This window comes from Streptomyces sp. LaPpAH-108 (genome assembly GCF_000373625.1).
In the GTDB taxonomy this organism is placed as follows: domain Bacteria; phylum Actinomycetota; class Actinomycetes; order Streptomycetales; family Streptomycetaceae; genus Streptomyces.
This window is the reverse complement of the sequence record NZ_KB891997.1, coordinates 452,480-473,972: the sequence shown is the minus strand read 5'-3', so window position 1 is coordinate 473,972 and position 21,493 is coordinate 452,480. Positions and strand designations below refer to the sequence as shown.

23 protein-coding genes are annotated in these 21,493 nt (G+C 71.0%); 11 read left to right on the top strand and 12 right to left on the bottom strand.

Going from position 1 to position 21,493, the window contains the following annotated elements:
- The first annotated feature begins 213 nt into the window (after positions 1–213).
- Positions 214–831 carry a transcriptional regulator gene (locus B079_RS0126640; RefSeq protein ID WP_158685055.1) on the top strand — a complete coding sequence of 206 codons (618 nt, stop codon included), beginning with the start codon at positions 214–216 and terminating at the stop codon, positions 829–831.
- 63 nt (positions 832–894) lie between these two features.
- Here B079_RS0126640 and B079_RS0126635 read toward each other — a convergent pair whose 3' ends face one another.
- From B079_RS0126635 to B079_RS0126625, 3 genes are all read right to left on the bottom strand, one after another.
- The gene (locus tag B079_RS0126635) at positions 895–2,091 is read right to left on the bottom strand and encodes a beta-1,3-glucanase family protein (RefSeq protein WP_018548910.1); all 1,197 of its coding nucleotides are present in this window, start codon (positions 2,089–2,091) and stop codon (positions 895–897) included.
- A 110-nt stretch (positions 2,092–2,201) separates the two neighbouring features.
- Positions 2,202–3,482, bottom strand: a complete 1,281-nt coding sequence (locus B079_RS0126630; RefSeq protein WP_026249110.1) for a glycoside hydrolase family 16 protein — start codon at positions 3,480–3,482, stop codon at positions 2,202–2,204.
- A 386-nt stretch (positions 3,483–3,868) separates the two neighbouring features.
- Positions 3,869–4,324, bottom strand: coding sequence for an Lrp/AsnC family transcriptional regulator (locus B079_RS0126625; RefSeq protein WP_018548908.1), 456 nt, complete (start codon positions 4,322–4,324; stop codon positions 3,869–3,871).
- Between the two features lie 93 nt (positions 4,325–4,417).
- Between B079_RS0126625 and B079_RS0126620 the strand changes: the two genes are divergently transcribed.
- Complete coding sequence (locus tag B079_RS0126620) at positions 4,418–4,891, top strand: rhodanese-like domain-containing protein (protein ID WP_018548907.1); 474 nt, start codon at positions 4,418–4,420, stop codon at positions 4,889–4,891.
- A 216-nt stretch (positions 4,892–5,107) separates the two neighbouring features.
- Here B079_RS0126620 and B079_RS36105 read toward each other — a convergent pair whose 3' ends face one another.
- Positions 5,108–5,422 (bottom strand): hypothetical protein, encoded by a 315-nt coding sequence (locus B079_RS36105; RefSeq protein WP_018548906.1) that lies wholly within the window; start codon positions 5,420–5,422, stop codon positions 5,108–5,110.
- Between the two features lie 105 nt (positions 5,423–5,527).
- On the opposite strand from B079_RS36105, the gene B079_RS0126610 reads away from it, so the two are divergent.
- The 3 genes from B079_RS0126610 to B079_RS0126595 all read left to right on the top strand — a co-directional run bounded on the left by B079_RS0126610 (position 5,528) and on the right by B079_RS0126595 (position 7,878).
- Entirely contained in the window at positions 5,528–6,064 is a 537-nt protein-coding gene (locus B079_RS0126610; protein WP_018548905.1) for an MmgE/PrpD family protein, read from the top strand.
- A gap of 216 nt (positions 6,065–6,280) precedes the next feature.
- Positions 6,281–6,757, top strand: coding sequence for a nuclear transport factor 2 family protein (locus B079_RS0126605; protein WP_018548904.1), 477 nt, complete (start codon positions 6,281–6,283; stop codon positions 6,755–6,757).
- Positions 6,758–7,116: 359 nt separating this feature from the next.
- Positions 7,117–7,878: an SDR family NAD(P)-dependent oxidoreductase gene (locus B079_RS0126595; RefSeq protein ID WP_018548902.1), complete on the top strand. Its 762-nt coding sequence runs from the start codon at positions 7,117–7,119 to the stop codon at positions 7,876–7,878.
- Positions 7,879–7,921: 43 nt separating this feature from the next.
- On the opposite strand, the gene B079_RS0126590 is transcribed toward B079_RS0126595, so the two are convergent.
- On the bottom strand, positions 7,922–8,272 hold the full coding sequence (locus B079_RS0126590; RefSeq protein ID WP_018548901.1) for a MerR family transcriptional regulator: 351 nt from the start codon (positions 8,270–8,272) through the stop codon (positions 7,922–7,924).
- Positions 8,273–8,374: 102 nt separating this feature from the next.
- On the opposite strand from B079_RS0126590, the gene B079_RS0126585 reads away from it, so the two are divergent.
- Complete coding sequence (locus B079_RS0126585) at positions 8,375–9,166, top strand: amidohydrolase family protein (protein WP_018548900.1); 792 nt, start codon at positions 8,375–8,377, stop codon at positions 9,164–9,166.
- A 40-nt stretch (positions 9,167–9,206) separates the two neighbouring features.
- Here the strand turns inward: B079_RS0126585 and B079_RS0126580 are convergent, their stop codons facing one another.
- The 7 genes from B079_RS0126580 to B079_RS0126550 form a co-directional block, all read right to left on the bottom strand.
- Positions 9,207–9,947 (bottom strand): VOC family protein, encoded by a 741-nt coding sequence (locus B079_RS0126580; protein ID WP_018548899.1) that lies wholly within the window; start codon positions 9,945–9,947, stop codon positions 9,207–9,209.
- On the bottom strand, positions 9,944–10,561 hold the full coding sequence (locus tag B079_RS0126575) for a hypothetical protein (protein ID WP_018548898.1): 618 nt from the start codon (positions 10,559–10,561) through the stop codon (positions 9,944–9,946). The genes B079_RS0126580 and B079_RS0126575 overlap by 4 nt, the downstream gene beginning before the upstream one ends.
- Complete coding sequence (locus tag B079_RS0126570) at positions 10,558–11,904, bottom strand: DUF58 domain-containing protein (protein WP_018548897.1); 1,347 nt, start codon at positions 11,902–11,904, stop codon at positions 10,558–10,560. The genes B079_RS0126575 and B079_RS0126570 overlap by 4 nt, the downstream gene beginning before the upstream one ends.
- Positions 11,901–12,908, bottom strand: coding sequence for an AAA family ATPase (locus B079_RS0126565; RefSeq protein WP_018548896.1), 1,008 nt, complete (start codon positions 12,906–12,908; stop codon positions 11,901–11,903). The genes B079_RS0126570 and B079_RS0126565 overlap by 4 nt, the downstream gene beginning before the upstream one ends.
- Before the next feature lie 147 nt (positions 12,909–13,055).
- Positions 13,056–13,595, bottom strand: a complete 540-nt coding sequence (locus tag B079_RS0126560; RefSeq protein WP_018548895.1) for a hypothetical protein — start codon at positions 13,593–13,595, stop codon at positions 13,056–13,058.
- Positions 13,592–14,566, bottom strand: coding sequence for a DUF4129 domain-containing protein (locus B079_RS0126555; protein ID WP_106432394.1), 975 nt, complete (start codon positions 14,564–14,566; stop codon positions 13,592–13,594). Before B079_RS0126555 ends, B079_RS0126560 begins: the two co-directional genes overlap by 4 nt.
- 156 nt (positions 14,567–14,722) lie before the next feature.
- Positions 14,723–15,928: an MFS transporter gene (locus B079_RS0126550; protein ID WP_018548893.1), complete on the bottom strand. Its 1,206-nt coding sequence runs from the start codon at positions 15,926–15,928 to the stop codon at positions 14,723–14,725.
- A gap of 164 nt (positions 15,929–16,092) precedes the next feature.
- Here B079_RS0126550 and B079_RS0126545 point away from each other — a divergent pair, with 164 nt between their 5' ends.
- The 5 genes from B079_RS0126545 (at position 16,093) to B079_RS0126525 (ending at position 21,391) form a co-directional block, all read left to right on the top strand.
- Positions 16,093–16,467, top strand: a complete 375-nt coding sequence (locus B079_RS0126545; RefSeq protein ID WP_018548892.1) for an ArsR/SmtB family transcription factor — start codon at positions 16,093–16,095, stop codon at positions 16,465–16,467.
- Between the two features lie 78 nt (positions 16,468–16,545).
- The gene (locus B079_RS0126540) at positions 16,546–18,009 is read left to right on the top strand and encodes a hypothetical protein (protein ID WP_018548891.1); all 1,464 of its coding nucleotides are present in this window, start codon (positions 16,546–16,548) and stop codon (positions 18,007–18,009) included.
- A gap of 348 nt (positions 18,010–18,357) precedes the next feature.
- Entirely contained in the window at positions 18,358–19,386 is a 1,029-nt protein-coding gene (locus B079_RS0126535) for a sugar ABC transporter substrate-binding protein (protein ID WP_018548890.1), read from the top strand.
- Between the two features lie 176 nt (positions 19,387–19,562).
- The gene (locus B079_RS0126530) at positions 19,563–20,558 is read left to right on the top strand and encodes an ABC transporter permease (protein WP_018548889.1); all 996 of its coding nucleotides are present in this window, start codon (positions 19,563–19,565) and stop codon (positions 20,556–20,558) included.
- Entirely contained in the window at positions 20,555–21,391 is an 837-nt protein-coding gene (locus B079_RS0126525) for an ATP-binding cassette domain-containing protein (protein ID WP_018548888.1), read from the top strand. Before B079_RS0126530 ends, B079_RS0126525 begins: the two co-directional genes overlap by 4 nt.
- Positions 21,392–21,493 lie beyond the last annotated feature (102 nt).

Here is a 21,493-nt window from a genome sequence, read left to right as displayed (position 1 = left end):
CGACCCCCTCAGGGACGCGCGCCGCGCGGCTGGCCCCCGCGCACGCAACGTATGCAAGTTGCCCAACTCACGTGACGCAAGGGCATTCTGATTCGCACACAGATGCGAGATTGACCTTGTGGCCTGCGGAAATGTCGATCTAGGTGCTTGACCTGCGAAAGTGCACGCATGCAACTCACAGGGCCCCGCGCGCCCGCGCGCTACCCTCCCGACATGCGGAGCACGGAGGATCTCCACGGAAGCCGGGGCGTGCGGCAGGCCCAGGCGCGGCGGGTCGGCGCGTACCTCACCGCGGTCGCGACGGCGGCCGGGTACGACGTACGCCGACGGCAGGGCGGGCGGGCGCAGTTGGCGGCCATGACGGGGCTGAGCCTGACGACGATCAGCCGGACGCTGGACGGCAAGACCCTGCCGCTGCCCGCGCAGTTGGCGACCTGGGCGGCCGTACTCAACCTGGATCATGGCCGGATGCTGCTGGAGAGCGGCATCATCCCGGCGCAGCGCGGGCCGCGCGACGTCGAGCACGGGGAGCGGCGGGCGGCCTCCCCGGCCCGGGAGCCGCACGTCCAGGGGCCGCACGTCCCGGACGCGCAGGTGCAGGACCCGCAGGTGCAGGCGTGCCACGTCCATGACGGGCCCTGCATCGACCCGTTCTCCCCCGCCGTGTTCTCCGCGCCGGCCTCCCTCTCCCCCGACGAGGCGATGAACGCCTGGGGGATCACCGATCCGGTGCTGCGCAGGACGCTGACCGGGAGCATCGTGCAGGCGGTCCAGCTGCAGCGGGAGCTGGACGCGGCCCTGGCCGGGGGGCTCTGGCACGAGGGCGAGTGAGACGGGAGACGGCCGGAACCCCACGAGCGGGTTCCGGCCGTCCGAGTGGTGCGAAGGGGCCTGTCAGAAGGCCGTCAGGGTGAGGGTGAAGCCCGACGGGGAGGTGTCCTGGATGAAGGACGCGAAGTCGGCGACGTCGTCGAAGGCGAAGCCGTAGGCCTTGCCGTCCTTGGTCGCCTCGTGGATCGCCTTGGAGTAGTGGTTGGTCAGCTCGGCCTTGTAGAAGGCGGCCGGGTCGGTGCTGGGCTGCGCGGTGTCGGTGAGCAGCGTGGAGCGGTTGAACCCCGCGCCGAGGACGGCGGCGACGGGGCCGGTGGTGCCGTCGTTCGGGGCGGCCAGCTTGCCGTCGCAGAAGAGGACGTCACGGGTGGAGGGCTTGTCGAAGGACACCGAGGCGGGTCCGTCGAAGGTGAACTTCTCGCCGCGCACCCGGCCGGTGAACGTACCGGCGTTGGTGGTGATCTTGAGGTCCTTGCCGGTGTAGGTGCTCCACACCTCGTCGATGTACGGCGCGAAGTAGTCCTTGGCGAAGATGCCCGCGTCCAGGCCGTGGCCGGGGGCGATGATGCGCTTGTCGTCCACGATCAGGCCCGCGAAGTCCTCGACCTTCTTGACGGCGTCGAAGGCGGCGGCCCGGCCGCCGTCGCGGATGGCGCCCGTGGTCTGGTCCTTCTCGCCGGTGAGGCGGATGTTCATCGGCACGCTGAACATGTCGACCATGGTGGTGTTGCAGAACATGCCGCTCGCGTTGTACGTGAACTCGGCGCAGTCGTGGAGGATGTCGAAGTTGGGGTCGGACGTGACCCAGCCGGCCGGGAACTGGAGCGCGGCGTTGCCGTTGCCGTCGGTCACGGCCTTGAACTTGAGCTTGTCGCCGAGCGAGACGTAGATGCGGCCCGACATGAAGGGCAGGGACAGCTTGGTCTCGGTGCCCGAGAGCGAGATCGCGTAGTCGGTGAAGCCGTCGGCGCCGTTGTCGGAGACGGCGATGGGGGCGAGGGTGCCGTCCGGGGTGAGGCGGACCTGCTTGCCGTCCTGGTTGCCGACGACGTAGACGTGGATGCTGGCGTTGTCGAACGAGCCGGTGTTGTTGACGATGGTCACCGGGAGCGCGCCGGAGGCCGCCTTGGTCTTGTCGGCGGGCTGGTCCGCGAGCGCGAGCGGGGCGATGGCGGCGGCGGCCGGGATCGCGACGGCGGCGCCGCCGAGGCCGATCATCAGCTTGCGGCGGGTCAGGTTGCGCTGGTGACGAGGCGTCATGCGAGGAGCTCCTTGCGTGCGGTGGGGGCCCGGGATGGGGCCGGGCGCTCGGTGGGGGGAGGTGAAGTCGCTGTAGGGGTAAGGGCGTTGAGAGCCGAGGCGCGCTCGGGTCAGCCCACGGTCCACTTCTGGTTGGCGTTGCCGCCGCAGGTCCAGATCTGCAGGCGGGTGCCGTCGGAGGACGAACCGTCCTTGGCGTCCAGGCACTTGTCCGCGGCGACGTTGGTCAGGTCGCGGGCGGAGCTGTAGCCCCACTGCTGGGCCTTGCTGCCGTTGCAGCGGTAGAGCTGGACGGGGGCGCCGTTGGCGGTCGAACCGCCCTTGACGTCAAGGCACTTGCCCAGCGCGCGGACGGTGCCGTCGGTGCCGAGGGTCCACTTCTGGGCGTCGGCGCCGTTGCAGTCGTGCAGCTGGATCGGGGTCTCGTCGGCGTCCGAGGCGCCCGCGACGTCCACGCACATGCCGCCGATGCCCTTGATGGCGCCGGTGCGGGCGGTGCCGCTGCCGCCCCCGGAGGTGGGCTGGTCCGAGGCGGAGACGTGGACGTAGTCGATGGTCATCGTCTGCGGGAACGCGGTGCCGCCGTCGGGGCTGCCGGGCCAGTCACCGCCGACCGCGAGGTTGAGGATCATGAAGAACGGGTGGTCGTAGACCCACTTGTTGCCGTTCACGTCGGCCGGAGTGCGGGTCTCGTAGGCGTGGCCGTCGACGGACCAGGTGATGGCGTCGGGGCTCCAGTCGACCGCGAAGACGTGGAAGTCGTCGGCGAACGCCTTGCCGTCGGGCGCGTTGTACGGGGCGCCGATGCCGTTCGCGCCGGAGTAGCCGGGGCCGTGGATCGTGCCGTGCACCGTGCTGGGCTCGTTGCCGACGTTCTCCATGATGTCGATCTCACCGCTGTTGGGCCAGCCGGCGCTGCCGAGGTCGTCGCCCAGCATCCAGAAAGCGGGCCACATGCCCTTGCCGCGCGGGATCTTGATGCGGGACTCGAAGTGGCCGTACTTCTGGGTGAAGGTCTGCGCGGTGTTGAGCCGGGCCGAGGTGAACTGGCAGGGGCCGTTCCAGCACTGCAGGCCCGAGTCGGTGTTCTTGCGGGCGGTGATGACGAGGTTGCCCTTGCCGTCGAGCGCCGCGTTGTCCGTGCTCTTCGTGTAGTACTGCAGCTCGTGGTTGCCGTTGCCGTTGCCGCCCGTCTCCAGCGTCCACTTGGACGAGTCGGGCGCCTTGCCCGCGGGGCCGTCGAAGTCGTCGGACCAGGTCAGGGCGGGAGCGGCGTCGGCTCTGTGCGCGGCGGGACCGGTCGTGGTGTAGAGGACGGCCGAGGCGAGAGCGGCGGTGATCAGACACACCAGCCCTGCGAGCGACCATCGGCGTGCGCGATGAGCGGCCATGGCGGGGAAACACCTTGTCTGTGGGGGGAGTTGCCGGTGGGGACTGTTTTCGGAAGTCGTCTGTTCGTCGGGGGGTCGTGTACGGGAAGCCTGTCCGGGCTGCCCTGGGGGGTGCTTGCGGCTCCGGGCGTCGTACCGGTGCACACCGGGCGCGCGGCCCAACGGGGGCCTGAGAGCGCTCTCTTGGGTGCGGGGGCGCCCGCCGGTGGGCCCTGACCATACGCACGTTCAATTGCCCCGGCCAACCGTCGCGCCGGGACCAAATCCCCCTGAGCTGCGGTTAGCTGGGCAATTGCGTGCGGTGCCCAAGAACGTTTAAGGGCCGATTAACCCGCGCTTAAGAAGGACCGGACCAGCTGGGGTCGGCGGCCCGGGCGGTGGCGTCGTCAGGAAGTCGCCGCCGTGACGGGGCGGTTCGGCAGCGGGCTGGAGTAGACGACGCTGGTGGTGACGGAGCCGAGTCCCGCGATGCGGCCGGTGGTCCGCTCCAGGTCGCGCATGGAGCGGGCGGCGACCTTCAGGACGAAGCAGTCCTCGCCGGTCACGTGGTGGGCTTCGAGGATCTCGGGGGTCGTGGCGAGCAGGTCCTCGAAGGGCTTGTAGTGGGCGTGCGGATAGCGCAGCCGGACGAAGGCCAGGATGCCGAGCCCGAGGCGTTCGGGGTCGACGACGGCGGAGTAGCCGCGGATCACGCCGGTCTCTTCGAGTCTGCGGACGCGTTCGGTGACGGCGCTGGGGGACATCGCCACGGCCCGCGCCAGCTCGGCGTAGCTGGCGCGTCCGTCGCGCTGGAGGGCCGCCAGGATGCGCAGGTCGGTGTCATCGAGGGATTCAACGGTCATGGGCGATTATCGCCACGGGATTCCCGGGTGAGTGCCTGTCATGCCGTGGAACTTCGGTTCCGGCCTGGTCAGGCGCTCCCTAGGGTTCTTCCCATGACCGACATCGACACGAGCCCGGCTCTCCGGGTGCCGCCCGCGTCCGCCGCCGACGCCGCCGCCTTCTTCACCGCACGTCTGACCTTCCAGGCGGACGTCTCCGATGTGCACGCCTCGCTCGAATCCGGCGACCCGGGGTTCGTCCTGGTCGATGCGCGTGGCGTGGAGAGCTGGGAGCAGGGGCGGATACCGGGGGCGGTGCACCTGCCCGGGGCGGAGATCCCGTCGCGCGCCGCCGGGCTGCTGGACCCCCCGGTGCCGGTGATCACGTACTGCTGGGGGCCCGGTTGTGACGGTGCCACCCGTGCGGCGCTCGCGCTCGCCCGGCTCGGCTACCGGGTCAAGGAGATGATCGGGGGCGTGGAGTACTGGATCCGGGAGGGGTTCCCGGTGGAGACGGCGGCCGGGGTGGAGCGGCACGCGGTCGATGGGCTGACCGCGCCGGTCGGGGCCGTGACCTGCGGGTGCTGAGCGGGCCGTACCGTCCTGGCCCGTGAACGCGCACCGCCCTGCCGACGACGACGCGCCCGGCCCCCAAGAGGGCCGGGCGCGATCAGTAGCGGTCAGGCGGCGAGGTTCTGGTCGAAGAACTCGGTGAGCTTGGCGACCGCCGGGGTGACGTGCTCGTCCTGGTCGTACAGGGAGAGGTGGGTGCCGCCGTCGACGACGAACAGCTCGGCATGGTCATCATGCCTTGGCGACGGCCTCCTCGCTGAAGTACGCCGTGTCCGACTCGGAGCCGACGATCATCAGCAGCGGACGCGGAGCGATCAGCTCGATCATCGCGTACGAGTCGTACTGCGCGATCTGGTCGATGCTGCGCAGCACCCACTCGTTGTCGGAGTTGCGGTGCTGGGCGCGCGGGGTGCGGTAGTAGTTCTGCGCCTCGCGGTACAGGACGGGCGCCTCTTCCAGGCCCTCGGGGCTCTCGGGAGCCCAGTTCAGTGTGGCCGGGGCCGCCCCCTTGGCCTCGGCGGTGCGCGCGGCCACGGCGACGGTCACGCTCCCGGGCGTACCAGAGCGGGCTACCGGTGGACCCGAGTGTGCTGGTGAGCGCCTGGGGGCACGCGTTGCCCCAGCCCAGCGGACTTCGCGCTGCTGCCGAAGGTGACGGCGCCCCGGCTCGCCGTCGAGGGCGTCTACGGGGTCGCGGCCAGCTTCGGAGGGCCGCTCATCGACGACATCCTCGTCACCGGGCCTCAGCTGATCGCCGACCAGCACATGACCGAGGCCGAGTCGACCATGACGGCGCAGTACAGCTGCCCGTACATCGTCGGGGCCACCCTCGCCTATGGTCCGAGGCGGTACGACGCCTACGGCGAGGAGTTCCTCACGGACGAGCGCATCCGGCGCATCGCCGGCAAGGTGCGGTTCGAGGTCGACCCCGAGCTGGAGAAGGCGTACTACCCGGAGCACTTCGCGACCGGCGTACGTCTGCGGTTCAGGGACGGCGGCACCAGGTCGGCCGTGGTCGTGGACAGCGTCGGCACCGCGCGGCACCCCATGAGCACGGAGCAGATCGTCGCCAAGGGCGACGGGCTCGCCTCCCGGGACGGCCGTCGGGTGGGGGAACGGCTCTCCGCCGCCCTCTGGAACGACGGTCACGGCGGCCACGCCCTCGCCGAGGCCCTGATATCCCTGTGACGTCCTCCGTAGGACAGATCTGGCCCCTTTTCGCTTACCGGATGACGTGTGACCCTGATGGTGTGGCCGTTGAACACGGCCGCCGTACCAGGGGGTAAACACGAAAAGGCGACAGCGAAAACCCCGGCATGGCCGAGCAGGCCCCGTAGGGTCATTCCGTTCCCTTTCACATCTCAGTGCATTCGCACCAAGAATCAAGCAAAAAGGTATTTTTACATGAGCAGCATCGAAGCACGTCTCGACAAGATCGAAAGCCGCATCGCGGTCGAGGAGCTGCTGAACAAGTACTGCCACGGATTCGACGGACCCGACCGCGATCTGCTGCGCACGCTGTGGGCCGAGGACGCCGTTTTCGACCTGGGCCCCGCCTTCGGCGCGCCCGCCCAGGGCATCGACGGGATCATGGCCAAGGCCGAGGAGCTGTGGGCCGCGGTGCCGGTGATGTACCACTGGATGGCCGACGCGGTCATCGACATCGACGGTGACACGGCCACGGCGAAGACCGAGCTGGACTGCTTCGTGATCTCCCGCGAGGACGGCCCCACGCAGGTGATCGGCGTCTACAGCGACCGGTTCGAGCGCGTCGACGGTGTCTGGAAGTTCAAGCACCGCGTGTTCGACCTCCAGCTCTGGGCCCCGCTCAAGGACTGGGCCGCCACGGCGGGCAGCAAGGCGGAGCAGACCAGGATCTGACGACCGGCGAAATCCGGCAGCAGTCCTCCGCGAAAGGAACGGGCGTGGTTTCACGCGCCTTAGCCCGTGAAATCATCCCGTTCCTTTTCTCGGAACGAGAACAGCACCATGAAGACGACGAAAGAAACACCGGTCACGATGCGCGTGACCCCGCTGCGCTCCCTCCTCGGACGTACCCATATTCCGCTGAGTCGGCGCCGGAACCCCTCGCACATCCCCCTCCTCGCCTGGCCTCAGCGGACGACGGAAGACACCGAACACCTCACCTGTGAATTCCTGGTGAGGGCCGCGTGACCGCCTCCGCCAGGAAAAAGAAGCCAGACCTCATCGAGCCCCACCTCGAAAACCGGAGCACCACCATGAACGGCAAACTGAACGGAACGGTCGCCCTCGTCACCGGCGCCAGCAGCGGCATCGGGGCCGCGGCGGCCCGCGCTCTCGCCGCCCAGGGCGCCACCGTGGCCGTCGTCGCCCGTCGCAAGGACCGCCTGGACGCACTCGTCACCGGCATCGAAAAGGACGGCGGCACCGCACTGGCCGTCGAGGCCGACATCACCGAACGGGAGCACGCCACCCGCGCGGTCCAGGAGACCGTCGACGCCTACGGGCGGCTCGACATCCTGGTCAACAACGCCGGGCTGATGCTGCTCGGCCCCGTCGTCGGCGCCGATGCCGACGCCTGGGACCGGATGATCGCCGTCAACGTCGAGGGGCTGCTCTACACCACCGACGCCGCCCTGCCCCACCTCCTGGCCGCCGCCGGGACCGGCCCCCGCCAGGTGGCCGACATCGTCAACATCAGCTCCCTGGCCGGACGCCGGTCCTTCGGCGGCGCGGGCGTCTACAGCCTGACCAAGTTCGGGGTCAACGCCTTCAGCGAATCCCTGCGCCAGGAGGTCACCCGGCGCCATGTACGCGTCGGGGTGATCGAGCCCGGGTCCGTCGCCACCGAACTGGCCTCGCACAATCCGCCCGAGATCCGCAGCGAGATGATCGACCCCTTCCACGACATGGAGACCCTCGCGCCGGAGGACGTGGCCGACAGTGTCACGTACATGGTCACCCGCCCGCGCCACATGGCCGTGAACGAGCTGCTGGTCCTGCCCACGGAACAGGTGTAGCGAGCGGTGGGCAGGCGGTGCGGGCCCCGGGCGAACGGGTTCCCTAGCGGCTCTCCGCGTCCGCGATGGTCTCCCTCAGGACTCTGCGGGCCGCCGTCAGCTCCTCGGCGCGCCGGTCCAGTGTGCGCAGCTGGTCACGCAGGGCGTCGAGGATGCCGGGGCAGGGGCGTACGGCGGCCGTACCGGTGGTGCACGGCAGCACCTGGCGGATGATCCTGGTCGGCAGCCCGGCGGCGAGGAGGGCGCGGATGCGGTGTACGTCGGCGGTGGCGTCGGGGCCGTAGGAGCGGTAGCCGTTGGGGAGCCGGTCGGGGTGGAGGAGGCCCGCGCGCTCGTAGTGGCGCAGCAGGCGCTCGCTCGTGCCGGTGCTTTTTGCCAACTCCCCGATCAGCACGGGACGTTCCTCTCGTTTGACCTTCCCACGGTGTCAGGGTCCAACACTGGTCAGGCCGCCCCGCATTCCGGCGGGCGGCGTCATCACCGCGGGAAGGTGCGCATGATCCTCGACGCCCACAGCCATGTCCACGACCCGCTCGGCCCACAGCTGGCCGCGCTGGACGACGCGGGGGTGGACCGCGCCGTCCTCTTCCTGACCCGCCCGCATCCGGAGCGGGCGACGGATGTGGCCTCGCTCCGGCGGGAGATGAGCGTGCTGGAGGGTGCGCTGGGTGGCGGGACGGGATCCGGGGACGACGGATACACCCAAGCCTGGCGGGAGTTCGACGCGGCGCTCGCCGCGCACCCGGATCGTTTCCTCGGTTTCGGTTCCGTCCGGCTGGGGCGTCCGGCGGAGGAGACCCTGGCCGCCGTGGCACGGGACGTGGTCGGGCGCGGGCTGTACGGCATCGGGGAGTTGACGCCTCCCCCGGGCCGGGCCGACCTGGTCGAGCCGGTCCTCCGGGCGGCCCACGAACACGGCGATCTGCCGGTGGTGGTGCACGGATACGCCCCCACGACAGCGGCGGACGTACGCACCCTGGCCGCGCTGGCGGCCCGCTATCCCCGAGTTCCTTTGGTGATCAGCCAGTTGGCCGGTGCGAACTGGCTGGAGGCAATCGAGCTGGCCCGCGTCACCCCCAGCCTCCGTCTCGAACTCTCCACCGCCCACCTGGTCTTCGCCGTCCGGCTGGCGATCCAGGAGCTGCCGACGCGGACGTTCTTCGGCTCGGACGCGCCCTACGGCGATCCGGTGGTCGCGCGTACGACGGTGGAACGGGTGACGCCGCGTGGAGAGGTGCGGGAACGGGTGCTCGGGGGGAATCTGGCTGAACTGCTGGGACTCCACTGATCGTTGGGCCACGGGCTCGACCGGCCGGACGGGGAGTGGTTCAGGGCAGTGCCAGCACGCAGAACTCGTGCCCGTCCGGGTCGGCCAGGCACGTCCACGGGGCGTCGCCCTGGCCGACATCGAGGTCGGTGGCGCCGAGGGCCCGGAGCCGGGCCGCTTCCGCCGCCTTGTCGTCACCGGGGTACGGCAGCAGGTCGAGGTGGATGCGGTCCGGTACGGTCTTCGCGCCGGGGGTGCGGAGGAATTCGAGGTACGGGCCACCGCCCTCGGCGGAGCGCAACGCCGCCTGGTCGTCGGTCACTTCGTGCGGGGTCCAGTCCGTCGCCTCGCCCCAGAACCGGGCCATGGCCCGGGGGTCCGCGCAGTCGACCACGACCGCGGCGACAGGGCCGGTGTTCCGGTAGACCTCCCGGGGTTCCAGTACACAGAACTCGTTGCCCTCGGGGTCGGCGAGGACCGTCCACGGGACGTCGCCCTGACCGACGTCGACGGGTGTCGCACCGATGTCCTGGAGACGCGCGACCAGCTCCGTCTGGTGGGCCGCGGAGGTGGTGGCGAGGTCCAGGTGCAGCCGGTTCTTCGTCGCGGTCTTCCGTTCCGGGACGGGGACGATGTCGATGCCCAGGGCCACCGGGTCCGGCCAGACGAGGGTGCCGCCGGGCCCGACGTACGTCGTGACGCCGGGGTGGTGAGCGGTCCAGCCCAGCGCCTCGGCCCAGAAGCGGCCGAGGGCCGGGGCGTCGACCGCCTTGATGTTCACCTGCACGGGTCGCAGCGTCATGGCGACGACCCTATGCGGGATCGACCAGGATCCCTGGGCGCGCGTGGCGTACAGCGGCTGCGCAGCGCCAGTACCAGGCACACCACGGTCGCGGCGACGGCGAGGGAGGCGGGCAGACGTGCCCATGAGGTGGCCGCGACCGGCGCCTCGGCGGCGAGCAGTACCACCGAGGTCGCGGCGGCAGCCGCCAATGCGGGGGTTGCCTGCGGGCGGCCGGGCGGGGCGGTGGCTCCGGCCGTCCACGCGTCGGTGACGAGCAGGTAGGCGAGCAGCAGGGCGGCGACGCAGGCGGTCAGCCAGACCGCCGGGCCGGTGACGGCGGCGAGCGCGATCGACGCGGCGGGCAGCACGGTCGTTCTGCGGCGGGCCGCGATGGCCCGCCAGTGCATGGAGGTCAGGACGGGACGCGCGTCGACCATCGGAGCGGCCCACCACGCGACCGCCGCCGCGCCCAGGACCAGCACCTTGATCAGCAGTGGCGCGTGCAGGACGGCCGGTGGGTCGCAGGCCGCGACGACGAGGGCCGTTCCAAGCAGGCGGTCGGTGAGGCGGGAGGTGAGGCGTGTGAGGAGCAGGGTGGCTCGGCTGTCGGTCCGGGCGGGGGCGGTGGTCATCGGGTTCCCCCGTGGATGCGGGTGCGCAGCAGGGGCGCGAGGGCGACGTCGAGGGTTGCGCCGGGCCGGTGGGTGACGACGGCGATGCCGCGTTCCACCAGGGCGAAGCGCATGGCGTCGCGGTCGGCCCGCCACAGCCGCAGCGCGAGTTCGGCCTCGGTGTCGCCGGGTTCCAGGACCGGCTCGCCGACGGGGATCTCGACGACGACCATCGGGTTGGCCCGGCCCCGCACTTGCTGCAGGATGCCGAAGATCCGCTGGTCGGTCAGCGGTGTGATGACGTACACCAGCGCTCCTTCGGGCAACGCGGGCGGTGGGAGCGGGCTGAGTCCTTCCGTACGGTACGCGCGGTCCTTGCGGACCTCCAGCACGCTCTCGACGATGCGGTAGAAGGAGCCCTGGCCGCTGCCCGGTCGGAGCCAGCGGGTCGCGCCGCCGACCGCCACGACGCCGACCCGGTCATGGGTGCGCAGGTAGGCGCGGACGAGCCCGGCCGCGGCCCGGAAGGTCTCGTCGAGCGAGGACGTGCCGGTGACCGGGTCGACCACGTCGGCGAGCACGTCCAGCAGTACCACGGTGTCGGCGGTGCGCTCGGCGGCGAACTGGTGGACCTGGAGGGTGCCGCGCCGGGTGGTGGCGGGCCAGTGGATGCGCCGCTGCCGTTCGCCGCGTACATGCGGGTGTACGCCGGTGACCTCGACGCCCTCGCCGCGCTGCGCGGCGGTGTGCTCGCCCAGCCGTTGCGGCAGCCGGACCGGGATGGGGGTGAGGCTGGCGTGTCCGGGGAGCGGGAAGACGGCGATCTCGCCGAGTCCGACCCGGACGGAGCGCCGGGCCAGCCCGCCTCGGTCGTAGAGGTCGACGTCGACCGTGCCGAGCGTCCAGCGGCCCCAGCGCTGGGCGGTCAGGACGAGATCGACGCGGTGCGGGCCGACCGCGAGGTGGTCGAGCCGGACCCCGTGGCCGAGGGTGACGCCGGGGTCCAGGCGGCCGGGCTCACCGTCGTAGGACACCGTGATCCGGACCGTCACCTGCTCGCCCTCGAAGCAGCGCCGTGGCTCCGCCTCGGCCTCGGCCGTCACCGTCCCGGGGCGCGGCCCGCTCGGCAGGGCGAGGGCCAGCAGCACCAGGGGCGCGGTGGCGAGCGCAAGTACCCACGGGCGCCCGGTGATCAGTGCGGCGGCCAGCGCGACGGCGCCCAACGTGCCCAGTCGCAGGGCACGTTCACCCGCACGCCAGCCGGGCGGGGGTGGCGGTGGGGGCTCGGCGGTCACGTCGTGGCGGCCGTCCAGGGCCCGTTGGACGGCGACGGTCGCTCTGCGGGACGCCGCGCGGGCCGTCATGACGCGATCGGTGTGCGCGGCACGGTCTGCGGGGCGGGCACGGACTGCACGATCTCGCGCATCACGTCGTCGCCGTCGATCTGCCGGACCCACAGCTCCGGCTTGAGGGTGACGCGGTGCGCGAGGCCGGGTACCGCCACGGACTTGACGTCCTCCGGGGTCACGTAGTCCCGCAGGTCCAGGACGGCACGGGCGCGGGCGAGCTGCACCAGGGCCAGGCCGCCGCGCGGAGAGGCGCCGACCTGGAGGTGCGGGTGGTCCCGGGTGGCGCGGACCAGTGCGACGACGTACTCCAGCAGGTCGTCGTCCACCTCGACCTGTTCGACGGCGGCCCGCATGGCCAGGACCTCGCCCGGGCCGCTGAGCGTGCGCAGTACGGCCTCGGGCGCCGCCCGGTCGACCCGCGCGCGCAGCATGCCCGCCTCCTCGGACGCCTCCAGGTAGCCCATCCGGACCCGCAGCAGGAACCGGTCGAGCTGGGCCTCGGGCAGGGTGTACGTGCCCTCGTACTCGATGGGGTTGGCGGTGGCGACGACCACGAAGGGGTCCGGCAGCGGCCGGGTGCTTCCGTCGATGGACACCTGGGCCTCGGCCATCGCCTCAAGGAGCGCGGCCTGGGTCTTGGGCGGGGTGCGGTTGATCTCGTCGGCGAGCAGCAGATGGGTGAAGACCGGGCCGGGCCGGAAGACCATGTCGGCGGTCCGCTGGTCGTAGAACGGGGCTCCGGTGACGTCGGAGGGCAGCAGGTCGGGGGTGAACTGGATACGGCGGAAGTCCAGGCCGAGCGCGGTGGCGAAGGAGCGTGCCAGCAGTGTCTTGCCCAGTCCCGGCAGGTCCTCGATGAGGACGTGGCCGCCGGCGAGGATGCCGAGCATCACCAGCTCCAGCGGTTCCGCTTTGCCGACCACGGCGGTGCGGATCTCGGCCAGGACGGCCGCGGCCCTTTCGCCCGCCTGGCCGGGGGTCAGGAGTGCGTGATCGGGGGTGGGGTGGAGGCTGGTCACGATGGGTTCCTCACGGGGCGGGATCGGGGTGCGTGGGCTGCGGGTCCGGGTGGCGGGCTCCGGGGATCGGCGATGCGCGGGCCGTGTGGGGCGGCCGTGGCGCCACCGGCCGGAGAGCTTCCTGCGGCCACCGGGCTTCGGCAGGCGTCACAGGGCTTCCAGGCGGTCGAGCAGGGAGCGCAGGACGGGCTCGGGGAGGGTGGGCTGCGGAGCGGTCGCCGCCTCGGGATCGATCCACGGCCACAGCTCGGCGCCGACCAGGGCCCGGGCCCGCTGCGGGTTCCGGTACATGGCCACGCCGTGCCGTTCGGCCAGCCGGGCGGCGAACAGCCGCTGCAACTGCGGCCGTATGACAGTGTCGGGGTGCGCTTCGCCGTCGTCCGCGAGGGTCTTGGCCACGATGCGCTGCCACGAGCCGAGCGCCGGGGCGTGGCGGTCCAGCAGGCGCACCGGCTTGCGACGGCCGCCGTCCTGGGCGGCGGCGCCTGCGGCGTAGCGGCCCAGGCCCAGCGCGATCACGGTGATGAGGGCGAGGCCGCTCACGGCCGCGGTGACGCCGTCGGCCAGGGCGAGCAGTACTTCGGTCCCGAGCGCGGCGGTGCCGAGTACGGCGAGGGAGTGGCGCACCGAACCGGGCTTTCCCTGAACGGAGTTGACGATGGCCCGTATCCGGGCGGGCGCCTTCACGAGGTGCCCGTCACGTCGGGACGGGGCGTCCGCGAGCCCAGGCCGTCGGCGATCTCGGCGAGTGCGGCGGCGGCCCGGTCGCGTCGGCTGTCGTCCATGGGGTGCGTGGAGTAACGGGCCTCGCGGAACAGGGCGGTGAGCGTGGCGGCGGCCGTTCCGGTGGGCAGGCCCCCTGTGACGGCCCGTTCCAGCAGGTCCTGGGGGCTGTCCGAGGCGCGCCGGGTGACGCCGGAGTCGGCGAGCGACTGCTCCATGGCGGCGTAACACGCGATGACGGCCGCGCGGGCGTCGGTTCCGTCCACCAGGGCGCGGCGCCCGGAGTCGACGGCCTGGGCGAGGCGTTGCCGCTCGTCGTCGAGTGTCGCGTACGTCGCCGGGGTCTCGGGGGCCGACGGCCGGGTGAGATGCCGCCACAGGCGCAGCCCGGCGATCACGACGACCACGACGAGCAGGGCGATGACGAGACCGAGCAGGACGCGCGTCAACCCGAAGTCGGTGCTGTGGTCGGCGTGTCCGGCATGGTGTGCGGGTGGCGGCAGGCTGGACTTCAGGTCCTGCCCCGGGTGGGGAGTCGGCAACGGACCGTTGCCGGACTCGTGGTCGCTGCCGGACGTCCCGAACCGGTGCAGGAGCAGCACCAGCAGCGGGACGACCGGCGCCGCGGCCAGCAGGATGCGGCTGACGCCGTCCGCCATCCGCTCTTCCACCGGGTCGAGTTCCCCGGCGCCGACCCGCTCCTGGTACGTCCCGCGCAGGGCCAACGCACCGAAGGGTGTCAGCAGGGCGAGGACGACCACGAGGACGGGGTTGCCGCCCAGCGGCCCCCGGCCCTTGGTCAACAGGCCCGTGTCCGTGTGCAGCAGCAGCGCTGCCAGGGCCACTCCGGCCACTACGAGCACCGCCGACGCCGCTTGCGCGGGGCCGATGGCGCCGTGCCGTCTTCGGTCGTCCTCCGTGTGATCCCGCCGCACCACCACGTCCCTCCCCCGTGTGACCGGCAGCTTCGCACATTGATCTACGGTGTGTCAGCAGGGGTTCATGGGTCGGTGTCCGGCGCGCGTCACCTCAAGAAGGTCCAGCACCGCCCCGACGCGTCGCGAGGGCGACCAGCCCCGTTCAGCGGTAGGTCAGTCGGCGGGCCTCTTCGCCGGACGTCCGCCCGCGATCACCACCCCGCCGCCCACGACCGCCAGTCCGAGCAGCGCCGCGCCGAACACCGTCACCCCCGTGGTCAGGCCGACCCCGTCGCTCAGATAACCGGCAAGGACCGGGAGGATGCCCGCCATGAGGTAACCGCCCACGTTCAACGCGGCGTTGGCCTCGGCCAGGCGAGCCGGGGGCACGGCGGAGTTGAGCAGGGAGAGGCCGCCGAGTTGGCCCATGCCCTGGCCCGCGCCCGCGAGGAGCGCCGCGAGGACGAAGGCGACGACCGAGGCCGTGGCGACAGCCGTGATCAGCGCCGTCATGGCCAGCGCGGTGGCCGCGGCGCCCGCCAGCAGTACCGTGCGCCGGTCCAGGCGCCGCACCGCGAACTGCACCCCCGTCGCGGCGAGGAACATGACGAAGGCCAGGGCGCCCGCGACGACGCGGCTGGTGGTGTCGAGCAGGCCGGACAGGAGTGAGGGGCCGAGCGAGAGCACGAACGAGGTGGCGGTGATGCCGGGGGCGAACACGGCGATGCCCCGGGCGAGTTGGCGCCCGCTGCCGGTCGGTACGGCGGGTACGCGGAGCCAGGCACCCCGGGTGGGGGACATGGGGCGGGCCAGCGGCATGCGCAGTACGGCGAGCACCGCTGTGACCAGGAGGGCGGCCTCCACGGCGAAGACGGTCACCGTCGGCGCGGGCAGGGTCTCGGAGAGGACTCCGGCCAGGAGCGGGCCGAGACCGGCACCGAAGACCATCGCGCAGGAGGCGAGCAGAGCACCGGCCCGTTTGCGGGCGGGTCCGGCGACGTCGCTCACGGCGGCCATTCCGGCCGAGACGACGGCGCCCACCGCGATGCCGGTGAACAGCCGGGCCACGATCAGTGCGGCGACGCTCGTCGCGGTGGCGAAGATCAGGCACGCGGCCAGAGCGAGCACCAGGGCGGGGAGCAGGACGGGTTTACGGCCGATCCGGTCGGAGACGACGCCGCACACCAGGAGCGAGCCGAGCAGTCCGACGATGTAGCACGCGAAGACCACGGTCAGCGTGCCCTTGGAGAAGCCGATGTCGTGCTGCCAGAGCACGTAGAGCGGGGTCGCCGCGTTCGAGAGGACGAAGACGGCCGTGACCGGCCACGCGGCGAGCCACACCCACCACAGCGGGGCCGCGCCCCTCTCGCCCTTTCCCATCGTAACCGCGCTGACCTGCGACGTTCGCTGTCCGGGCATGGCTGGTCCTCCCGACATCCGTTGTACGAGTCGAGTCGAACTTAACACGTAGTACGATGGAACTCGTACAAGGAGTCCGGCCCGATCGAGGAAGCCCGGTCGCGTCGCGTCACGAGGAGCCGTGCATGTCCGTCGCCGCAGGAACCCCGGCCACTCCCCCGCTGCCAGAGCCCCCCGGCCTGCCCGAGCCGTTGCCCGAGCCCGCGGTGGAGGAGCTGCGCCTGGAGACCGTGCTCGCCGCGCTCAGCGATCCGCTGCGGCTCACGATCGTGCGCAAACTCCTGCTGGAATCCGAGCAGTTCGACCACTCCTGCGGGTGGTTCGGCCTCGACCGGCCCAAGTCGTCACTCACGCACCACTTCAAGGCCCTGCGCGAGGCGGGCGTCACGCGGCAGCGGCAGTACGGGCTGGAACGGCGCAGCCATGTGCGCGTCGACGATCTCAACTCCCGCTTCCCGGGCCTCCTGGACCTGGTGGCAGCCTGGCAGCCGCAGGCGTGACGCGGAGCCGACGCATCTACAAGTGGAGCGCAGCTCAACGCAGTTGACAGCTCCGGAACGGCCCGTCAGAGTCCCGGCGTGAGCGAGACCATTGAGCTGACGCCGGCCGAGACGCGTGTGTGGCAGGCCTTTCCGCGAGGCGAGTCCGTGGATTTCCGCGCCGAGGACGAGGAGGCGGCACCCGACGGTACGTACGCCGCCGAGCGGACCGTACGGGCGAGTGTGCTGCGGGCGCTGTTGCTCAGGGCTCCGCAGGAAGAGGGCGAGATCGCCGCGCTGAGAATCACCGGGGCGCGGATCACCGGAGCCCTGAACCTGAAGCACGCCTCGATCGACGCCGCCATCCGACTGAGCCACTGCCGGTTCGACAACGCTCCCGATCTCTACGGTGCCCATCTGCGCCAGCTCGATCTCAGGAACTCCGTTCTGCCGGGCCTGAACGCCGGAACTTTGCGGGTCGACGGGGTGCTCCGCCTGACGGACTGCCACATGAGCGGGCTGGTTCGGCTCGGTGGGGCGCAGATCTCAGCGGCGCTGTTCATGGAGCGGGCGGAGTTCACGACGGCGGACGGCTCCGAGCCGGTGCTGATGCTCAACCAGGCGGAGATCGGGGACGACTTGTCGGCGCCTGAGCTGCGCGCGCGGGGACAGGTACGACTCACCGGAGCCTCCGTCGCCGGGCGGATCAACTTTCAGGACGCCGAGTTCGACAACCCGGACGGTGTCGCGCTGGACATGCAGAACCTCACTGCGGGGACACACGTACGGGCGCGATGCCTCCGCGCCCGAGGGCGCGTCGAGTTACGGGGCGCACGCATATCGGGCCAGCTCGATCTGCACCACGCCCGCCTGTCGCATCCGGGTGACACGGCTCTGCGCGCGAGCAGTTGCGTCATCGGCGAGCTGTGGATACGCGGCAGTCACCGCATCGAGGGCGCCCTGAATCTGCGGCGCTCCCACATCGAGATCCTGACCCTCGAACCGGAGATGCTGCCCGAGCGGGTGCTGCTCAGCAACCTCCGGTACACGGTCCTCGCCCCGCACCAGCCCGCCGAGCGCCGTCTCCCGATGCTGGAGCACGACGAGGGGCCGTACGAACCCCACTCCTACGAGCAGTTGATGGCGGCGTACCGCCATGTCGGTGACGACGACGCGGCCCGGCTCGTGCAACTCGCCAAACTGCGCCGCCGACGCGCCACGCTCGTCTGGTACGGGCGGCTGTGGGGGTACGTCCAGGACGCCACCGTCGGCTACGGCTTCCGCCCGTTGCGCGCGGCCGTCTGGCTGCTGTCCGTCATGGCCGTGGGGTCGATCGCGTACGGCCTGCATCATCCTCGCCCGGTCAAGGCGGGCGAGGCGCCGGACTTCAACCCGGTCTTCTACACCCTCGACCTGCTCCTGCCGGTCATCGACTTCGGCCAGGAGTCGGCGTTCGCGCCGCAGGGCTGGTACCAGTGGCTGTCGTACGTCCTGATCATCACTGGCTGGATCCTGGCGACGACGATCGTCACGGGCGTGACCCGTACGGTCAGCCGTCAATGACCTGGCCATCCGATCACACCGGTCGTCTCGTGTTGGCCGCGTCGAAACGGTGGGCGTAGATCGTCGCCGGGGACGGACGGCAGGTGCACCGATGATGCGTCACCGGTCCGAGGGCGTCAACGGTTCGGCGGGGACGGGTTCTTGAGGCACGCGGGGCGGATTCGCCGGGCGTGACGGCGAAGTCGTGCGTTGCCGATTTGTGACAAGTACAAGCCATTGACGTTGCCGGGAGAGGGCGTCCATCATCCTCGCCATGCCGTGTCAACGATGACATAAGTCAACGATGACACCTCGGGACGGCATGCACCGATGCCGGCCGCGCCGCTCGCAATCCCGCAGGAGTCGTTCATGTCTCGCATCACCCGCCAGCGTTCGACCGTCCTCAGAGCCGCCGCGTGTCTGGGTGTCGCGGCGCTCACCCTCACCGCCTGCGGTTCCGGCTCCGGTTCGGGTTCGGGGTCCGCGGGCTCCGGCTCGGGCGAGGTCAAGGTGGGGCTGATCACCAAGACCGACACCAACCCGTTCTTCGTGAAGATGAAGGAGGGCGCGGAGCGGTCCGCCAAGCAGAACCACGCCCAACTGCTCACCGCTGCCGGAAAGTTCGACGGGGACAACGCCGGGCAGGTCACCGCCATCGAGAACATGGTGGCCTCCGGGGTGAAGGGCATCCTGATCACGCCGAGCGATTCCAAGGCGATCGTGCCCGCGATCCAGAAGGCCCAGGCCAAGGGGGTCCTGGTCATCGCGCTGGACACCCCGACCGAGCCGCAGAGCGCGGTCGACGCGCTGTTCGCGACGGACAACCTCAAGGCCGGTGAGCTGATCGGCGAGTACGCCAAGGCCGCGCTGAAGGGCAAGAAGGCGAAGATCGCCACGCTCGACCTCGCGCCCGGTGTCTCGGTCGGCGTCCAGCGGCACGACGGCTTCCTCAAGGGCTTCGGTGTCGGCGCCAAGGACCCGTCGGTGGTCTGCTCGCAGGACACCGCGGGCGACCAGGCCAAGGGGCAGACCGCGATGGAGAACTGCCTCCAGAAGGAACCGGGCATCAACCTCGTCTACACCATCAACGAACCTGCGGCGCTGGGTGCTTACACCGCGCTGAAGGCCAAGGGCCGCGAGAAGGACGTCCTGATCGTCTCCGTCGACGGCGGCTGCACCGGCACCAAGGCCGTCAAGAGCGGGCAGATCGCGGCCACCGCGCAGCAGTACCCGCTGAAGATGGCGGCCCAGGGCGTCAAGGCCGTGGTCTCGTACGCCAAGGGCGGCAAGAAGGCGTCCGGTTACACCGACACCGGCGTCAACCTGATCACCGACAAGCCGCAGTCGGGGGTCACGTCGAAGGACACCGCGTACGGCCTGGACAACTGCTGGGGCTGATCCGCCCCGTGGCCGTACGCCACCGACCGGGGCGACCGTCCCTACTCCCCTGAGGGACGGCCGCCCCTTACTCCCTCAACGCCCGCCCTCGCCACGGCACTTCGCCGACGGCCCCGGCGACGAGGCACACAGCTCCCCGAAGTCCTCCCGCACGGCCCCTTCGACAAGGACTCCGCATGACAGCCACGACCACGCCGTACGCCGATCTCTCGGCGCCCGGTACGGCGCGCCGACTGCTCACGGCGCCGACCACCGGCCCGCTGGCCGCACTCCTGATCGCCTGCGTCTTCTTCTCCCTCTCCACCGACCAGTTCCTGACCGGCGGGAACTTCTCGCTGATCGTGCAGCAGGTCATGGTCGTGGGGACGCTCGCCATCGGGCAGACCCTGATCATCCTCACCGCCGGTATCGACCTGTCGTGCGGCGCGGTGATGGCGTTCGGCAGCATCATGATGGCCAGGATGGCCGCCGAGGGCACGCTGCCGCCCCTGCTCGCGATCGGGCTCGGGCTGCTGGTCTGCGCCGGATTCGGGCTGCTGAACGGGGTGTTGACGGAGAAGATCCCGCTGCCGCCGTTCATCGTGACGCTGGGCATGCTCAATGTGGCGTTCGCGCTGACCCACATCTACTCGAAGGAGCAGACGGTCACCCAACTGCCCGGCATGCTGACCGGACTCGGGCAGACCTTCCCGCTCGGGCACACCGACATCACCTACGGCTCGCTGGTGACCATCGCCCTGTTCCTGCTGTTCGCCTACGCGCTCAGCAGCACCGGCTGGGGCCGTCATGTGTACGCGCTGGGCAACAGCGTGGAGGCGGCCCGGCTGAACGGGGTGCGCACCTCGCGGCTGACGATCGGTGTGTACACCGTCGCCGGGCTGCTGTACGGCGTGGCCGCGCTGCTGCTCATCTCCCGTACCGGGGTGGGCGATCCGCAGGCGGGCCAGACCGACAACCTGGACTCCATCACCGCCGTGGTCATCGGCGGGACGAGTCTGTTCGGCGGGCGCGGTTCGGTGCTGGGCACCTTCATCGGTGTCCTGATCGTCGGTGTCTTCCGCAACGGGCTCCAGCTGATGGGCGTGGCGTCCATCTACCAGACGCTGATCACCGGAATCCTGGTGATCCTCGCGGTGACCGTCGACCAGTTCTCCCGGAAGAAGGCCCGATGAGCGCCGCCGACTCCCCCACCCCCATCCTCCAGGCGCGCGGTCTGGTCAAGCGGTACGGGCAGGTCACCGCGATCGACGGGGCCGATTTCGATCTGCTGCCCGGTGAGGTCCTGGCCGTCATCGGGGACAACGGGGCGGGCAAGACCAGTCTGATCAAGGCGCTGACCGGGGCGCTGGTGCCGGACGCGGGTGAGATCCGGCTCAACGGGGAGCCGATCCGGTTCTCGGGGCCGCAGAGCGCGCGGGCGCACGGGATCGAGACGGTGCATCAGGATCTGGCGGTCGCCGCGTCGATGGACATCGCGTCGAACATGTTCCTCGGCCGTGAGCTGCGGCGTCCGGGGGTGCTCGGCAGTGTCTTCCGGATGCTGGACAAGAAGCGGATGCGGCAGGAGGCGGCCGGGCACATGGCCGATCTGAAGATCGGGCTGCGCTCGCTCACCCAGGCCGTCGAGACGCTGTCCGGCGGGCAGCGGCAGGCCGTGGCGGTGGCGCGGTCGGTCGCCTGGGCGCGCAGTGTCGTGGTGATGGACGAGCCGACCGCCGCGCTCGGTGTGAAGGAGTCCGGGCAGGTGCTCGATCTGATCCGGCGGGTGAAGGAGCGGGGGCTGCCCGTCGTCCTGATCAGCCACAACATGCCGCACGTCTTCGAGATCGCGGACCGTATTCATGTGCACCGGCTCGGGAAGCGGGCGGCGGTGATCAAGCCGTCGGACTACTCGATGGCGGAGGTGGTCGCGATCATGACCGGTGCGCTCACCGTGGACGAGAGCGGGGATACTGTCGTCGCCGACTCCGAGGCCGTGAAGGCCGCCGGGGTCGAGACCCCCTGACACCCGGGCGGCGACCCCTCCGGCATCCGGGGTCGGGACGCCGTCCGACACCGCGGGCCGACGCCGACGCCGGCCTGGCGTGTCAGCACTCACGCGTCTCCG

Excerpts from the sequence above, each read along its gene's own strand:
- B079_RS0126640 (WP_158685055.1), top strand. The coding sequence starts at position 214 with ATGCGGAGCACGGAGGATCTCCACGGAAGCCGGGGCGTGCGGCAGGCC.
- B079_RS0126635 (WP_018548910.1), bottom strand. The coding sequence starts at position 2,091 with ATGACGCCTCGTCACCAGCGCAACCTGACCCGCCGCAAGCTGATGATC.
- B079_RS0126630 (WP_026249110.1), bottom strand. The coding sequence starts at position 3,482 with ATGGCCGCTCATCGCGCACGCCGATGGTCGCTCGCAGGGCTGGTGTGT.
- B079_RS0126625 (WP_018548908.1), bottom strand. The coding sequence starts at position 4,324 with ATGACCGTTGAATCCCTCGATGACACCGACCTGCGCATCCTGGCGGCC.
- B079_RS0126620 (WP_018548907.1), top strand. The coding sequence starts at position 4,418 with ATGACCGACATCGACACGAGCCCGGCTCTCCGGGTGCCGCCCGCGTCC.
- B079_RS0126605 (WP_018548904.1), top strand. The coding sequence starts at position 6,281 with ATGAGCAGCATCGAAGCACGTCTCGACAAGATCGAAAGCCGCATCGCG.
- B079_RS0126595 (WP_018548902.1), top strand. The coding sequence starts at position 7,117 with ATGAACGGCAAACTGAACGGAACGGTCGCCCTCGTCACCGGCGCCAGC.
- B079_RS0126585 (WP_018548900.1), top strand. The coding sequence starts at position 8,375 with ATGATCCTCGACGCCCACAGCCATGTCCACGACCCGCTCGGCCCACAG.
- B079_RS0126580 (WP_018548899.1), bottom strand. The coding sequence starts at position 9,947 with ATGACGCTGCGACCCGTGCAGGTGAACATCAAGGCGGTCGACGCCCCG.
- B079_RS0126575 (WP_018548898.1), bottom strand. The coding sequence starts at position 10,561 with ATGACCACCGCCCCCGCCCGGACCGACAGCCGAGCCACCCTGCTCCTC.
- B079_RS0126570 (WP_018548897.1), bottom strand. The coding sequence starts at position 11,904 with ATGACGGCCCGCGCGGCGTCCCGCAGAGCGACCGTCGCCGTCCAACGG.
- B079_RS0126550 (WP_018548893.1), bottom strand. The coding sequence starts at position 15,928 with ATGGGAAAGGGCGAGAGGGGCGCGGCCCCGCTGTGGTGGGTGTGGCTC.
- B079_RS0126545 (WP_018548892.1), top strand. The coding sequence starts at position 16,093 with ATGTCCGTCGCCGCAGGAACCCCGGCCACTCCCCCGCTGCCAGAGCCC.
- B079_RS0126535 (WP_018548890.1), top strand. The coding sequence starts at position 18,358 with ATGTCTCGCATCACCCGCCAGCGTTCGACCGTCCTCAGAGCCGCCGCG.
- B079_RS0126530 (WP_018548889.1), top strand. The coding sequence starts at position 19,563 with ATGACAGCCACGACCACGCCGTACGCCGATCTCTCGGCGCCCGGTACG.
- B079_RS0126525 (WP_018548888.1), top strand. The coding sequence starts at position 20,555 with ATGAGCGCCGCCGACTCCCCCACCCCCATCCTCCAGGCGCGCGGTCTG.